15 protein-coding genes are annotated in these 14,582 nt (G+C 59.5%); 12 read left to right on the top strand and 3 right to left on the bottom strand.

The window, feature by feature from the left end; all coding sequences use genetic code 11:
* A partial coding sequence (locus tag ACRDT3_RS12815; protein ID WP_431493343.1) for a regulatory protein RecX occupies positions 1-851 on the top strand: 851 nt, incomplete at its 5' end.
* Here the strand turns inward: ACRDT3_RS12815 and ACRDT3_RS12810 are convergent.
* Positions 845-1,153 (bottom strand): hypothetical protein, encoded by a 309-nt coding sequence (locus ACRDT3_RS12810; protein WP_431493342.1) that lies wholly within the window; start codon positions 1,151-1,153, stop codon positions 845-847. The two genes, ACRDT3_RS12815 and ACRDT3_RS12810, sit on opposite strands and share 7 nt — an antisense overlap.
* A 174-nt stretch (positions 1,154-1,327) precedes the next feature.
* Here ACRDT3_RS12810 and miaB point away from each other — a divergent pair, with 174 nt between their 5' ends.
* From miaB to dapF, 3 genes are read left to right on the top strand one after another with little or no spacing between them, the layout of a single operon-like run.
* Positions 1,328-2,857: a tRNA (N6-isopentenyl adenosine(37)-C2)-methylthiotransferase MiaB gene (miaB, locus tag ACRDT3_RS12805; RefSeq protein ID WP_431493341.1), complete on the top strand. Its 1,530-nt coding sequence runs from the start codon at positions 1,328-1,330 to the stop codon at positions 2,855-2,857.
* 4 nt (positions 2,858-2,861) lie between these two features.
* Positions 2,862-3,764: a tRNA (adenosine(37)-N6)-dimethylallyltransferase MiaA gene (miaA, locus tag ACRDT3_RS12800; protein WP_431493340.1), complete on the top strand. Its 903-nt coding sequence runs from the start codon at positions 2,862-2,864 to the stop codon at positions 3,762-3,764.
* Between the two features lie 32 nt (positions 3,765-3,796).
* Positions 3,797-4,732 (top strand): diaminopimelate epimerase, encoded by a 936-nt coding sequence (gene dapF / locus ACRDT3_RS12795; protein ID WP_431493339.1) that lies wholly within the window; start codon positions 3,797-3,799, stop codon positions 4,730-4,732.
* 69 nt (positions 4,733-4,801) lie between these two features.
* Here dapF and ACRDT3_RS12790 read toward each other — a convergent pair whose 3' ends face one another.
* Positions 4,802-5,407, bottom strand: a complete 606-nt coding sequence (locus ACRDT3_RS12790; RefSeq protein WP_431493338.1) for a class I SAM-dependent methyltransferase — start codon at positions 5,405-5,407, stop codon at positions 4,802-4,804.
* 326 nt (positions 5,408-5,733) lie between these two features.
* On the opposite strand from ACRDT3_RS12790, the gene hflX reads away from it, so the two are divergent.
* The 3 genes from hflX (at position 5,734) to ACRDT3_RS12775 (ending at position 10,572) form a co-directional block, all read left to right on the top strand.
* Positions 5,734-7,395, top strand: coding sequence for a GTPase HflX (gene hflX, locus ACRDT3_RS12785; RefSeq protein WP_431493337.1), 1,662 nt, complete (start codon positions 5,734-5,736; stop codon positions 7,393-7,395).
* Positions 7,388-9,385: an ATP-dependent DNA helicase gene (locus tag ACRDT3_RS12780; RefSeq protein ID WP_431493336.1), complete on the top strand. Its 1,998-nt coding sequence runs from the start codon at positions 7,388-7,390 to the stop codon at positions 9,383-9,385. Before hflX ends, ACRDT3_RS12780 begins: the two co-directional genes overlap by 8 nt.
* Positions 9,386-9,495: 110 nt before the next feature.
* A complete protein-coding gene (locus ACRDT3_RS12775; RefSeq protein ID WP_431493335.1) occupies positions 9,496-10,572 on the top strand; it encodes a glycoside hydrolase family 76 protein in 1,077 nt (358 codons plus the stop codon).
* A 59-nt stretch (positions 10,573-10,631) separates the two neighbouring features.
* Here the strand turns inward: ACRDT3_RS12775 and lexA are convergent, their stop codons facing one another.
* A complete protein-coding gene (gene lexA, locus ACRDT3_RS12770; RefSeq protein WP_105658157.1) occupies positions 10,632-11,351 on the bottom strand; it encodes a transcriptional repressor LexA in 720 nt (239 codons plus the stop codon).
* A 258-nt stretch (positions 11,352-11,609) separates the two neighbouring features.
* On the opposite strand from lexA, the gene ACRDT3_RS12765 reads away from it, so the two are divergent.
* From ACRDT3_RS12765 to ACRDT3_RS12745, 5 genes are all read left to right on the top strand, one after another.
* Positions 11,610-11,963, top strand: coding sequence for a LysM peptidoglycan-binding domain-containing protein (locus ACRDT3_RS12765; RefSeq protein WP_431493334.1), 354 nt, complete (start codon positions 11,610-11,612; stop codon positions 11,961-11,963).
* An 81-nt stretch (positions 11,964-12,044) separates the two neighbouring features.
* A complete protein-coding gene (locus ACRDT3_RS12760; RefSeq protein ID WP_431493333.1) occupies positions 12,045-13,151 on the top strand; it encodes a histidinol-phosphate transaminase in 1,107 nt (368 codons plus the stop codon).
* Between the two features lie 22 nt (positions 13,152-13,173).
* Positions 13,174-13,794: an imidazoleglycerol-phosphate dehydratase HisB gene (gene hisB / locus ACRDT3_RS12755; protein ID WP_013348471.1), complete on the top strand. Its 621-nt coding sequence runs from the start codon at positions 13,174-13,176 to the stop codon at positions 13,792-13,794.
* Positions 13,795-14,430 (top strand): imidazole glycerol phosphate synthase subunit HisH, encoded by a 636-nt coding sequence (hisH, locus tag ACRDT3_RS12750; RefSeq protein ID WP_431493332.1) that lies wholly within the window; start codon positions 13,795-13,797, stop codon positions 14,428-14,430.
* Between the two features lie 2 nt (positions 14,431-14,432).
* The gene (locus tag ACRDT3_RS12745; RefSeq protein WP_431493331.1) at positions 14,433-14,582 is read left to right on the top strand and encodes a hypothetical protein; all 150 of its coding nucleotides are present in this window, start codon (positions 14,433-14,435) and stop codon (positions 14,580-14,582) included.

Below are 14,582 nucleotides of genomic sequence, written 5' to 3'. Positions count from 1 at the left end.
GAAAAAATTCCGGGTCGGACGCTACGTCCGTTTCCAAAGAGTTCCAGGGAGATCCCGAGGACATGCCGGACTGGGCAAAACCCAGCCCGGAAGAAATGGAAGCACAAGCGGCTGAAGAATCAGCTAGGCGGGAACGCGCCGCCCAGCGTGCCGCAGCGCCAGCCATGCCAGCAGGCAGCACCTCCCGCACCATTGCCAGCTTCCCGGACGAGCCCAGGAAACCGGGCAGTGTTGAAGAGCTGCGTGCGGCCATGGAACAGATTGTTGCTGCGCCCGCACAGGCTAAACCCTCAAAACAGGAACGCCGCGAAGCCCGCGAAGCGAGAAAAGCAGCGCGTGAAGCGGGGGAGCCTGAAGAGCTCAGCGATGATCAGTGGCGAGAAAAGGCGCGTGGCATTTTGCTGCGCCAGCTCACGGCCAGCGACAAGACCGCAAAGCAGCTCAAGGACAAACTGCTTGAAAAACAATGCCCTGAAGATATCGCCGATGAAGTCATCGACCGATATGCCGAGATCAACCTCGTTGATGATGAACGCTTTGCGAAGTCGTGGGTAGTTGCCCGCGCGCGCTCACGCGGATTGGCCCGTGGCGCGATCAAACGCGAGCTGCGCACCAAGGGCGTGGACGACGAACTGGCCGCTGAAGCGCTTGAGCAAATTGATGATGAGGCCGAGGAACAGCGAGCCCGCGAACTGGTTCGCGCGAAACTGCGCCCGGAATCCATGGGCGCAGATCGGGATAAGGCATTACGCCGAATAGTCGGGATGCTGGGGCGTAAAGGCTACAACGGCGGCATGGCCTTCAAGGTCGCGCGCGAAGAATGGGAAGAGCGCTTCGGGAATCGCTACTGATTGCGCTTCGGATTCCGCGCAGGTGCATTGCTCCGGCGACCAAGCCAATCGTCAATGCCCTGGTATGCCCAGAGAATCAAGGCAGCGATCCCGGCAAGTACCGAGCCGACTCCGACATTGAACAGCAGGTCATCGGTCTCGTAGTCAATCGGCGGGATGAGGCCGATGGCGATCGGGATGGCGAAAAGGAACAGCGCGGATAATCCGGCCATCCAGATATGGAAGATCTTCATGCCGCGCGACAAGCGCAATGGGCGGGATTTCTCGGGTACCGGCTGAGGGCAGGGCGAATGGTTTTCCACGGAAATCTCTCTCATAGGCCGAATTGGCTAGCCGATAGTCTAATTCAATCCTAACCCTTCCGATGGAAGTGGTGAATCCGATGATGAGCGGGTACGCGCTACCAGTGGCGTGCAGGAGTCCATCCTAGGGTCACCTATATTTCAGCCGTACCCAATCTTCGGTAATCTTGAAGGGTGACTGAGCAACATACCTTGAGCAACATCGGCAGTGAAGAATTACCCCGTACCTATGAAGTACGTACCTTCGGCTGCCAAATGAACGTCCACGATTCCGAGCGCTTCTCCGGTCTTCTGGAAGATGCAGGGCTAAGCCGCAAACCCGAAGAGCTGGCCGAAGAAGTAGCCGACGTTGTCGTCTTCAATACCTGCGCAGTGCGTGAAAACGCAGACAACAAGCTATATGGGCATCTAGGCCTGCTGAAGAACCTGAAGGCCGAACGCCCTAATATGCAAATTGCCGTCGGCGGGTGCCTTGCTCAGAAGGACCGGGACACCATCGTCAAGAAGGCCCCATGGGTGGACGTGGTTTTCGGTACGCACAATATCGGCTCATTGCCTACGCTGCTGGCCCGCTCGCGCCACAACCAGAAGGCGCAACTGGAGATCCTTGAATCACTGGATGTCTTTCCATCCACCTTGCCGACTCGACGCGAATCCGTGTACGCAGGCTGGGTCTCCATTTCCGTGGGTTGCAACAATACCTGCACCTTCTGCATCGTGCCGTCCTTGCGCGGCAAGGAGCGAGATCGCCGCCCGGGCGAGATCCTCGCCGAGATCCAGGCCCTGGTTGATGATGGGGCCATCGAAGTGACCCTGCTGGGCCAGAACGTGAATTCCTACGGCGTGGAATTCGGAGACCGATTGGCCTTTGGCAAATTGCTGCGCGCTTGCGGTGAAATTGAAGGACTCGAACGCGTGCGCTTCACCAGCCCGCACCCAGCGGCCTTCACCGATGACGTCATCGATGCCATGGCCGAGACCGCTAACGTGATGCCGCAGCTGCACATGCCGCTGCAGTCCGGCTCGGACAAGGTGCTCAAGGAAATGCGCCGCTCTTACCGATCCAGGAAGTTCCTGGGCATCCTGGAAAAGGTTCGCGAACGCATCCCGCATGCGGCAATCACCACCGACATCATCGTTGGCTTCCCGGGCGAAACCGAAGAAGACTTCCAGGCCACCCTCGACGTGGTTGAAGCTTCGCGATTCTCTTCGGCATTCACCTTCCAGTATTCCAAGCGACCGGGCACACCGGCAGCCGAACTGGAAGACCAGCTTCCCAAGGCCGTGGTCCAGGAGCGCTACGAGCGCTTGACTGCGCTCCAAGACCGCATTGCCAAGGAAGAGAACGCGAAGCAGCTGGGCCGCACCGTAGAAGTGATGGCCACCGAACAGTCCGGCCGCAAGTCCGGGGAAACCCGGCGTCTATCCGGACGCGCGCAGGACCAGCGCCTGGTGCACTTCTCGGTTCCTGGCGGTGCCCAAGCCCCGCGCCCAGGCGACCTGGTCACCCTGCCCATTACCGAAGTGGCATCATTCCACCTGATTTCCGATCCAACCGCTGACCAGTACTCCCTGCGCCGTTCGCGTGCCGGGGATGCCTGGGACCGTGCCCAAGCCGAAAGCTGTGGCGTACCTTCCCCAGCTGCGAACGGCTCCATCGGCCGCACGAGCTTGGGCATGCCAACCTTGAAAGTGCGTAGCTAAGTACATGACCAATTCGAACCTGCCGGTCATTGCCATCGTCGGCCCCACCGGTACCGGCAAGTCAGATTTGGCCATCGCCCTGGCCCGGGAGCTGGGCGGGGAAATCGTCAATTCCGACGCCCTGCAGTTCTACCGCGGCATGGATATCGGCACCGCGAAGCTGCCGGTGGATGAACGCGGAGGCATCGAGCATCATCTGCTCGACACCATGGCCATCGCCGAGGAAGCTTCCGTCGCTGCCTTCCAAGCCCAAGCCCGTGACCACTTCGCCCAAATCCGTGCCCGCGGCAGGATTCCGGTGATGGTTGGCGGCTCTGGACTGTACGTGCGCGCAGCACTTGACGTCATTGATTTCCCGCCGACGGATCCAGGCGTCAGGAAACGGCTGGAGGCTGAGGTCGAGGCCGAAGGCGACGGACCTCTGCGCTGCCGTTTGGCCGAGGTAGACCCGGTTTCCGCTGGACGCAACTTGGACTTGCGCCGCGCGATCCGGGCCCTTGAAGTCTACGAGATTTCTGGTCGGGCCTTCAGCTCCTTCATGCCGCAACGTGAGTATTCTGCACCGGCAATCCAGATCGGTTTGAACTATGACCGGCATGCATTGCACGAAGCACTGGAAGCCCGCGTGCACAAGATGGATGCCATGGGATTAGCCGAAGAAGTCGCAGGACTTCTTGAACAAGGATTACGCGACGGCAAGACCGCCTCGCGTGCCATCGGGTACCAGCAGTACATTGACTACTTAGATGGGCAGATCACCCGAGCCGAAGCCATCGACCAGACGATCATCGCCACACGCAAGTTCGCGCGACGGCAGATCACCTGGTTCAACGCAGATGAGCGGGTCAACTGGCTGAACCCGATCGAACCGGGACTGCTGGAAAAAACGCTAAAGATCATTGGCTAGCCAACGTACGTACGAAAACTCTAGGAGCATTGATGTACCGCACCGAACTAGGACAGCTGGCTGGACAACGTTTTGCCAAGGGCCACGCCACCGGCAACGACTTCGTACTGGTGGCAGACCCGGAAGCAAAGCTCGACATCAACCCCGAACAGGTAGCGGCCCTGTGCCACCGCCGATTCGGCATTGGCGGCGACGGGCTCATCCGTGCCGTGCCGACCTCCAAGGTTCCCGGATACGAAGAGCAGTTCCTGGAGAACCCCAAGGCCTACTGGTTCATGGATTACCGAAACAACGACGGTTCCATCGCCGAAATGTGCGGCAACGGTGTGCGTGCTTTCGCGCACTACCTGATTGCCGAAGGGCTGGTGAGCCTCCAGGTGGGGCAAAGCTTCCAAATCGGCAGCCGTGCAGGCGTCAAGGAAATTACCCGCCTGGTCGATGGCTACGCGGTGAACCTGGGCCCTTGGGGCTTGATCTTCGAACAGGAAGCCACCGAAAAATCCGTGGACTCCATGGTCAAGCCACGTGGCTGGGAACAAGCGCTGCCAGCCTTGAGCATCACCATGGGCAACCCGCACACCGTTGTGGCGTTGCCCGATACCCGAATGCTCGAAGAATTGGACCTGTTCCAGGCACCAGAGGTATCTCCCGTTCCTGCCAACGGCACCAACGTGGAATTCGTGGTTCCTTCCGAACCGCTGATTGAAGAAGACGGAGTTGCCCAAGTCCAGATGCGCGTCTATGAACGCGGGGTAGGAGAGACCCTCTCCTGCGGTACCGGTGCCTGCGCGGCTGCTGCTGCGGTACGCTACTGGGCGCGCAGCACCGCGCTGATCAATCAGTGGGCTGTTACGGTGCCAGGAGGCATAGTCGGCGTTGAATTCCGCGGCAATGCAAGTGGCGAAGAAGATACGATCCTCAGCGGTCCAGCAGATCTGGTTGCGCGCGGGATCATCGGTTCGGAGTAGAACTGATCCGGTCCATCGAAAAACCGCAGATTGACGGGGCAAGTCAATCTGCGGTTTTCCATCGGGCATTTAGGCCGGGCGCGCTACCTTCAGCACACGGAAGGCCTTGGCGGTCGCTTCGCGGGTGATCTTCCAATCCGAGGGAAGCTGTTCAACCAGCCACTTCTGCAACGAATCACTGCCAAGGTTCTTCTGCACAACCATCCATGCCTCACCGCCCGGGGCCAAACGCGGCAACCAAAGCATCAGCAACTCATGCAGGGCATCCTTGCCGATGCGAATTGGCGGGTTGGACCAGATGGTATCGAATTGCAGGCCCGGATCCACGGAATCAGGAGTGCCGACAACAACGTTGGACAAGCCGAACGCCGTGGCGTTCAAGCGGGCCAGGTCGATGGAACGCTCGTTCACGTCGACGCCGTAGACCTCGGACTGCGGGGACTGCTCCGCAGCGGCCAAGGTGATGGGCCCCCAGCCGCACCCGATATCCAAGATGCGTCCGCGAGGGGTTGGCACGTACTGCAGCAATACCGCCGTGCCTTTATCCAGCCCGGCAGGGGAGAAAATTCCCGAGGCCGTCTGCACTTTGCGCAGCGAGCCGTTGAGCTCGACTTCGATGGTGCGACGTTCGTCTGCTGAGGCCGGGCTGGAGGTGAAGTAGTGATCCGAGGTCATAGGCAAAGTTTATCGTCCAGTTCGGTTACCCCAAAGATCAGCGTCGGCAACGTGAGCAAAGCGATATAGGCACGACTCGATATCACTGATAGAGTTTTCCCTATGACTTTCATTTTCGTCTAATACGTAATCCTCTTGGTTACCCGCGATTCCATATGCTGGCCGCGCACTGCTTGCGCGCCCACCTGCACGAATCAGCAGACAGCAAAGTCATCTCCCCTTCTTGGCAGTTCTTCTTTTTGGAACCCCGCATTCGCCTTTGCTCACCGGTAACCATGCATTCACCTGTCTGCTAATAGACCTTTACTCCTTGCAAAGGACCACGAATGTTTGATGAACCGACCGAAACTGAACGCGCCACGTCGCAAAGTGGGGTCCACCCGCACTATTCTGGAAAGAGAAGTACTTCTAAGGAGACCATGACTAACTCCGAGTCACACGAGCACGATTCGGCATCTATGGATGATGCCCAGATCCAGGCCGCCATCGATCGAATCCTCGCAGCCGATGATGCACAGAGCCCGCAGGTCCAGCACTTCGGCGAAGAAGAGAATTCCATTTTCGCCGGGCAAGCCACTGCGCTGAACCGTTTTTCCTCCGGCCTCACCCATTTCGACGGGGACCAGGAAGACTTGGACGATCGACGTGCGCTGCGCCGCGTCGCAGGCCTGTCCACAGAACTGGAAGACGTCACCGAAGTCGAATACCGCCAGCTGCGCCTGGAACGCGTCGTGCTGGCCGGCATCTGGAGCGACGGCACCGTTACCGACGCCGAGAACTCCCTGCGTGAGCTCGCCGCTTTGGCAGAGACCGCCGGCTCGGAGGTCCTGGACGGACTGGTGCAGCGCCGCAGCAAGCCGGACCCCTCGACTTTCCTCGGCTCGGGCAAGGCTGAAGAGCTGCGCGGAATCGTTGCGTCATCAGGTGCCGATACCGTGGTTGTCGATGCAGAGCTGGCTCCTTCGCAGCGTCGTGCGTTGGAAGATATCGTCAAGGTCAAGGTCATCGACCGCACCAGCCTGATCCTGGATATCTTTGCACAGCATGCCCAGTCGCGCGAGGGCAAGGCACAGGTTGAACTGGCCCAGCTCGAATACCTGCTGCCGCGCCTTCGTGGTTGGGGCGAATCGATGTCCCGCCAGGCCGGTGGACGCGTGGGTGCCGCCGGTGGCGGTATCGGTTCGCGTGGACCGGGTGAAACCAAGATCGAGATGGACCGCCGCCGCATTCGCGACCGCATGGCGAAGCTGCGCCGCGAGATCAAGGCCATGAAGCCTGCGCGCGAAGCTAAGCGTGCCAATCGCAAGCGCAATGAGGTTCCGGCCGTAGCCATTGCCGGCTACACCAACGCTGGCAAGTCATCGCTGCTTAACCGACTGACCAACGCCGGTGTGCTGGTGGAGAACGCGCTGTTCGCGACCCTGGATCCGACGGTTCGCCAATCGGCGACCGAAGACGGGCTGACCTACACCTTGGCCGATACCGTTGGATTCGTTTCCAACCTCCCGACCCAGTTGGTGGAAGCCTTCCGTTCCACTTTGGAGGAAATCGCCGATTCGGATCTCATCCTGCACGTCGTTGACGGGTCCCACCCTGATCCCGAAGGGCAGATCCAGGCCGTGCGCACCGTGCTCGGCGAAGTCGATGCGTTGAACATTCCAGAGATCATCGTGGTGAACAAGGCCGATGTGGCTGATCCGTTCGTTATCGAGCGCATCCGCAACAGGGAATCCAACACCGTGGTTGTCTCTGCGCACACTGGTGAAGGCATCCAGGAGCTGCTGGAAAAGATCAGCTCCTCGATTCCACGCCCCGGCGTCCAGCTTGAGGTACTCATTCCCTACAACCGCGGGGATTTGATCGCCAAGCTGCACCAGAGCGAATCCGAGATCTTGGAAAGCGAACACCTGGAAGAGGGCACCCGATTGATCGTCAAGGTGCGCGATTCCTTTGCTGCAGAGTTGGAGACCTTCAACCTTCATGGATAAGCAAGAGCAGGCCCTGGGGCTCCTAGAGGCTGCGGTCACTTCCATGGGCGGCGCCATGCGCACCGGCCAGCAGGAAATGGTCAAGCACGTCGTCAGCGCGTTGGAAGACGAAAAGCATTTGCTGGTGCAGGCCGGTACCGGAACTGGCAAGTCGATGGGCTACCTGATTCCGGCACTGGCCCACGCGCAGACCAGCGCCAAGCCAGTGATCGTTTCCACCGCGACATTGGCGCTGCAATCGCAGATTGTTGGACGTGACGTGCCGCGGTTACTCGACTCGCTCAAGGGCAAGCTCTCGCGCCCGATGGATGTCGCCCTGCTCAAGGGGCGCTCGAACTACCTGTGCCAGTACAAGCTCGGTGGCGGGTACCCGGATGACGAAGGCACTCTTTTTTCCATGGATGAGCCGGCAATACCTGCTGGCACCACTTACTCGCCGTTGGCTAGCGAAGTAATGAAACTGCGCGAATGGGCCGAAGAGACCGATACCGGTGACCGCGATGAACTGGTGCCTGGGGTCAGCGACAAGGCTTGGAAGCAGGTCTCGGTTTCGGCCATGGAGTGCCTGGGCTCGCAGAAGTGCCCGATGGCGGACGAATGCTTCTCGGAAATGGCCCGTGCCCGGGCCGCCGAGTCCGACGTCGTCATTACCAACCATGCCTTGCTGGCGGTTTCCGCCTTCGAGGGGCTTTCAGTTCTCCCGGACTTCGAAGTCGCGATCATCGATGAGGCCCACGAACTGCAAGATCGTGTGACCAGCTCGGTTTCGGGCGCGCTCTCCTCGCGCATGGTGCTCACCGCAGCTGGCGGTGCCAAGCGCCATTGCGGTGTCAACGTGGATGAGATGGTCAAGGCCTCAAACCGCCTGGAAAAGGCGTTGACCGGGTTGCCAACAGGCTTGCTGGAACACGGCCTTCGCGAAGACATGGGCATTGCCCTGAACGACATCGTGGAGCAGGCCCGGCTGGCACTGGCGCTGTCCAAGCCCGAAGCCAATGCACCGGCTGATGGTGGCCGCCAGACCGCGCGCTCCCAGCTGCAGGCAGTGATGGATGATGCGATTCGCATGCTCGAATCCGAAGAGCGCCGCGAGGTGCTGTACACCACCCGTCCGCGGGAATTTGTCGAAGGCCGGGGCTACGTCGAGGCTGATGAAAGCCAGCCAGCTACCTTGAACGTGGCACCGTTGTCGGTGGCCGGCAAGCTGCGCGAAGGCCTCTTCGACGGGCGCACCGTCGTACTGACCAGCGCCACCTTGGCCATTGGCTCGCAGTTTGACTCGGTAGCAGGCTCCCTGGGCCTGATGGGCGCCGGCGCACCATCATGGACCGGCGTGGATGTTGGCAGTCCTTTCGATTACCCGAAGCAGGGGATCCTCTACGTGGCCAAGCACCTGCCCAAGCCAGGTCGCCAGCTGGCTGCGGAGACGCTGGATGAGATCGAAGATCTCATCCAGGCCTCCGGTGGCGGCGCCCTGGCGCTGTTCACTTCCAAGCGCTCCGCCGAGGAAGCTGCAAGCATCTTGCGCGAGCGTCTCGACGTGGAAATCCTGTGCCAGGGCGAAGCCAGCATGAAGTCGCTGGTCGAGCAGTTCAGCAGCGAACGCGACACCTGCCTGTTTGGAACCATGACCCTGTGGCAGGGCGTGGACGTGCCAGGCGATTCCTGCCGGCTGGTCATCATCGACAAGATCCCTTTCCCGCGCCCAGATGATCCCATCTCCAAGGCCCGTTCCGAGGACGTGGCCAAACATGGCGGCAATGGCTTCATGCAGGTTGCTGCCACCCATGCGGCGATTCGTTTGGCCCAGGGTGCTGGACGCTTGATTCGTTCGGTCGGGGATAAGGGTGTTGTGGCGATCCTTGATTCGCGCATGGCCACAGCGCGGTATGGCAGCTTCTTGAAAGCTACCCTGCCGCCGATGTGGCCGACTGTCGATAAGAAGGTCATCACTGGTGTTCTCAAGCGCTTGAACCCCGGCGGGGAATAGCCGTAGCTAGAACATGAACTCGAGCTGTCCTTGGATAAGGGGCAGCTCAAGTTCGTTAACCCCTCTCAGCATGATGCTTCCAGATGCACTAATGTCTGTGACAAGAACTGATGCTGCTCGAATCGGAAGGCACTATGGAGTCCATGCAGGAATTGGCACGCCAAGCCGCGATCGACACCCACCGGCGCTTCGGGCGTCGTCTCATGGGGTTGCCCGGAACTTGGATTGGGCAGAGCTACAGCAGGGCGCATCGGTTGCGCGACGGAAGCATGCTCAGCAATCTCAACGGTTTCTCGCACCCCCTTGCGGAGTGGAACTATTGGTGGCAGGCACACTATCTGGATGCCATCATCGATGAGGGCCGCTCGTACTGGGCCGAAGGCAACGAACAACTGGCGCGCGAAGCGCTTGCCCGGGCCAACGGCCTATTGCGCGGCATTCGAATTCGAAACTTCGGGCTTTTGCCCAACTACTTCTTCGACGACATGGCTTGGCTTGCCCTGGCTAGCAGCCGCCTGGCAAAGTTCACCCAGCTCGCGACGGGACAAAAGAACCGCCATGCCGAGGCGGCAGTTCGGGCGCTGGGAAAGCAGCTTCATGCGGGCATGGATGAAGTGCTGGAGGGCGGCCTGTACTGGTCCAGGAAGAAGGACTTCAAGAATACGCCAGCCAATGCACCGGCAGCACTGTTCTTCGCCCGTACCGGGGAGCAGGAGACCGCACGAGAGCTTCTCCAATGGCTGGAGAAGAATCTGTTCAGCGCGAAGCGGGGACTGTATCTGGACGGATTGCGGTTGACCAAGCAGGGACACAGGGTGGAACCAGCGGTCTATACCTATAACCAGGGACCGGTACTTGGCGCGTTGCTTGCGCTTGGTGAGCCAGCCGATCTGGCTCACGCTCAAATACTTATCGAAGCGACCGCGCAGTCGCTGTCAACTGCTGCCGGAGTGCTCTCGTTCAACCGAGGGGGAGACGGCAACCTGTTTGCGGGGATACTGTGCCGATATCTGGCCCTCGCCGGTAACGATAACCGCTTGGAAGCCCAGAGCCGGGAGCGGGCCAAGGGATTGGTCATGGCAACTGCGCGCCATCTTGCTGACCAGGAACCACGCCGGCTTTCGGCGGCAGTCCAACGCTGGATGATCTTCTCGGCCGCTGCTCAAGTTGAGTTGAACACCGGCTAATAGCGGATTAAACCGGAATTGCGCTGGTGCCAGGCACCAGCGCAATTCCCGCACGTATCCTAGAGCGAGCGCATAACCGAGACGACGCGTCCCATGATCGTTGCTGCATCACCCAAAATTGGTTCGTAGCGCGAGTTCTGCGGAAGCAGCCAAGTATGCCCGTCGCGCTGCCGGAAAGTCTTTACCGTGGCTTCCTCATCGAGCAGGGCAGCTACGATGTCTCCGTTGTCCGCCGTCTGCTGGCGACGGACAACTACCCAGTCGCCATCGCAAATCGCAGCGTCAACCATTGAATCGCCGGAAACCTTGAGCATGAACAGTTCGCCGTGGCCTACGAGCTGACGAGGCAACGAGAAAACATCCTCGACGGACTGTTCGGCCAGGATCGGACCGCCGGCAGCGATACGGCCAACCAAGGGAACCATGGTGGTGTCAGCGGAAGTGCTCAGTTCAATGATCTTGGCGTCTTCGCTGGCATCTGGCTCGACTGGCTTCGAAACTTCGGCCTTCTCGGCATCTTCGGCCAGCTGCAGAGGCAGCAGGATTTCCATTGCGCGCGGACGGCGTGGATCCCGACGGATATAGCCGAGCTTTTCCAGTTGGCTCAGCTGGTGGGTGACGCTCGAAAGGCTCTTGAGCCCGACTGCGTCACCAATCTCACGCATCGATGGTGGATAACCGTTCTTGCCGATAGACCGCTGGATCGTCTCCAGGATCTTCTTTTGGCGAATCGTCAGCGAACGTGCATTCGATCGGGGAGTGCGTTGTGAAGCTGACATGAGATTTTGCCTTCCCTAGCAATCATTCGAAAGTTCGTGAGTCCAAACTGTCGGAGCTAGATGGTGAGATGTTTTCATTGCTCGTCTACTTCGAAATCTTAGTAGATAAGCGAGCTTCTTTCAAAGATTTGTTCGAAAACTTCTGGACAAGTTCCGCAAATCTCTGTTAGAACAGATATACGAGGTTCGAACAAGTTTTCGAATCTAGACTTTCGAATACAAATTCGCATCACTTGAATTTCTTGAGGAGACAAAGTCATGGCAACCGTCGCACTTGACTCAAATCAGTCCCAGGCACCACTGAAAATCCGCATCAACCGTCGCGGATGGGCCGTGCTTGTGGGAATGCCCATTTTCGCACTCACCATCGCCGCGGCTTTCTTCATCTCCATGTTTGCCTCTGACGCCCATGCCGCCGCCGATACTCCTGTAGGAGTTGGAACAGTTGATGTCACCGTTATCCCGGGGGATACGCTGTGGAGCCTGGCCCGGGATTATGCCACCGGTTACGACGTGACCTCGGCAGTTGGCCACATCGCGGAACTCAATGCCCTGACCGGCAGTGAAATCCAGGTTGGCGAAACCTTGTCAATTCCGGTCCTTGCCGGCTAGCTTCTCCCGTCTGCTTTGAATTTGTTACCTGCTGCCGTAGCGGATTCACCTGCAGGCACGCTGCGCACGTAGACTTGATGCGTGAATGACCGCAGTGAACTTTTGAGTCAGCTGCCCTTGCGTGAGAATCTCCGCGGGCTATCCCCTTATGGCGCACCACAAATTGACGTGCCCATCCAGCTGAACGTCAACGAGAACACCCATCCGTTGCCACCGACAGTCGTAGACGCCATTGCCCAAGAGGTGGCCAAGGCGGCGGCAACGTTGAACCGGTATCCGGACCGCGAGTTCACCGAGCTTCGCGAACTCCTCGCCGATTACCTCGGCCACTCGCTCACCAAGGACAACATCTGGGCCGCTAACGGCTCCAATGAAATCCTGCAGCAAATCCTGCAAGCCTTTGGCGGCCCCGGCCGTACGGTGATGAGCTTCGGCCCTACCTACTCCATGTACCCGCTGCTTGCCAGCGGTACTGACACGACCTATATCGCCGGTGAACGCGCCGCAGATTTCACCTTATCCGCCGATTCCGCAGCCGCACAGGTTCGCGAGCATAGGCCGAATATCGTTTTCCTCTGCTCGCCGAATAACCCAACCGGCACGGCCCTTGGCCTAGACGTCATCACCGCTGTATACGAAGCCATGAGCGAGCATAACGGCATGGTGATCGTTGATGAGGCGTACGCCGAGTTCTCTTTGGCCAGCACCAAGTCAGCGCTGAGCCTGCTTGAAGGTCGCCAGCGGCTGATTGTCTCGCGCACCATGTCCAAGGCTTTCGGCCTGGCCGGTGCACGCGTTGGCTACTTGGCCGCAGCACCGGAAATCACCGATGCCATCCGCTTGGTGCGACTGCCGTACCACCTGTCGGCAGTAACCCAGGCAACTGCCATTGCGGCCCTGAAGAACATCGAGTTGTTACTGGCCCAGGTGGAAGACATCAAGTCCCAGCGTGACCGCATCGTCACCCGGCTGAAGGAACTTGGCCTCAAGCCATCGGTCTCCGACTCCAACTTCGTCTTCTTCGGTGGCGTCGAAGACCCCCGCGCTATTTGGGAAGGACTGTTGGAAGCCGGCATCATCATCCGCGACAATGGAATCCCGGGAACCTTGCGTGTTACGGCAGGAACCGAATCGGAAACCACAGCCTTCTTGGAACGACTTGCCGAACTGCTCGGCTCGCAGAAGTAATCAAAGACAAGCGAAGGAAGACATGTCTGCCGAATTGATTGGCGCACGTCGCGCCCGCATGGAACGCGTGACCAGCGAATCGTCCGTATTCGTTGAACTGGACCTCGATGGTACCGGGGTCTCTGAGATCAGCACCTCGGTGCCGTTCTATGACCACATGCTGACTGCGCTATCCAAGCATTCGCTCATCGACCTTACCGTGCGCGCAACCGGCGATACCCACATCGACGTTCACCACACCGTCGAGGACACCGCTATCACCATTGGCGAAGTATTGCGCGTGGCACTGGGCAACAAGGCGGGCATCCGCCGCTTCGGCACCTCCTACGCCCCGCTGGACGAGGCCCTGTCCCGTTCGGTAGTCGATGTGTCGGGCCGACCATACCTCGTGCACTCCGGCGAGCCTGCGGGCCAGGAATACCACCTGATCGGTGGTCACTTCACCGGGTCGATGACCCGTCACGTCTTCGAAGCCATCACTTTCCACGCACAGATCTGCGCGCACATCGAGGTGCTCTCGGGTCGCGACCCGCACCATATCGTTGAAGCGCAGTTCAAGTCCTTCGCTCGCGCATTGCGCGAAGCCGTAGAGCGCGACGAGCGCATGGGCGACAAGATCCCATCCACGAAGGGTGCACTGTAAGTGGAAAAGAAAACAGTAGTTGTCCTGGATTACGGTTCAGGCAACGTCCGCTCCGCCGTGCGCGCTTTGGAAGCCGCCGGCGCCGAAGTCGAACTGACCGCAGATCCGAAGAAGATCGTGGCTGCTGACGGCCTGGTAGTCCCGGGTGTTGGCGCTTACGCCTCGGTTATGGAGCAGCTGACCAAAACCGGTTCCCTGCGCTGGATCGGTCGCCGCATTGCCGGCGGCCTGCCGGTATTGGGTATCTGCGTGGGCCACCAGGTCTTCTTTGAAGAAGGCGTGGAACACGGTGTGAAAACCGAAGGCATCGGGGAATGGCCGGGCAAGGTTGAACGCCTGCAGTCAGAGGTCATCCCGCACATGGGCTGGAACACCGTACGCCCGCCGGAAGGATCCAAGCTTTTCGCTGGCATCGAGGGTGAACGATTCTACTTCGTGCACTCCTACGCTGTTCAGAAGTGGGAATTCGACGTAACCCAGCCAGCGATGACCCCGCCACAGGTGACCTGGTCGACGCACGGAACGCCATTCGTGGCCGCCGTCGAAAACGGCCCGCTATCGGCAGTGCAGTTCCACCCGGAGAAGTCTGGCGACGCTGGCGCGCAGCTGCTTCGCAACTGGTTGGGGACCCTCTAAGCATGTGGACCCTTATTTTGGGCGTTGTCGGGGCCTTCCTGGTCGGCGGAGCCATCTCGCTGAAGAGCCAGAAAGCCCATATCTCATGGATCATCGCGCTGTGGGTACTTGCAGGCCTGAGCCTGATCGCAGCCTGGGCCTTGACCTACTAA

This window comes from Glutamicibacter sp., assembly GCF_050701915.1.
Lineage (GTDB): Bacteria > Actinomycetota > Actinomycetes > Actinomycetales > Micrococcaceae > Glutamicibacter.
This window is presented reverse-complemented; position numbering and strand designations above follow the sequence as displayed.

Excerpts from the sequence above, each read along its gene's own strand:
- hflX (WP_431493337.1), top strand. The coding sequence starts at position 5,734 with ATGTTTGATGAACCGACCGAAACTGAACGCGCCACGTCGCAAAGTGGG.
- ACRDT3_RS12775 (WP_431493335.1), top strand. The coding sequence starts at position 9,496 with ATGCTGCTCGAATCGGAAGGCACTATGGAGTCCATGCAGGAATTGGCA.
- ACRDT3_RS12765 (WP_431493334.1), top strand. The coding sequence starts at position 11,610 with ATGGCAACCGTCGCACTTGACTCAAATCAGTCCCAGGCACCACTGAAA.
- ACRDT3_RS12790 (WP_431493338.1), bottom strand. The coding sequence starts at position 5,407 with ATGACCTCGGATCACTACTTCACCTCCAGCCCGGCCTCAGCAGACGAA.
- dapF (WP_431493339.1), top strand. The coding sequence starts at position 3,797 with ATGTACCGCACCGAACTAGGACAGCTGGCTGGACAACGTTTTGCCAAG.
- ACRDT3_RS12745 (WP_431493331.1), top strand. The coding sequence starts at position 14,433 with ATGTGGACCCTTATTTTGGGCGTTGTCGGGGCCTTCCTGGTCGGCGGA.
- lexA (WP_105658157.1), bottom strand. The coding sequence starts at position 11,351 with ATGTCAGCTTCACAACGCACTCCCCGATCGAATGCACGTTCGCTGACG.
- miaA (WP_431493340.1), top strand. The coding sequence starts at position 2,862 with ATGACCAATTCGAACCTGCCGGTCATTGCCATCGTCGGCCCCACCGGT.
- hisB (WP_013348471.1), top strand. The coding sequence starts at position 13,174 with ATGTCTGCCGAATTGATTGGCGCACGTCGCGCCCGCATGGAACGCGTG.
- ACRDT3_RS12780 (WP_431493336.1), top strand. The coding sequence starts at position 7,388 with ATGGATAAGCAAGAGCAGGCCCTGGGGCTCCTAGAGGCTGCGGTCACT.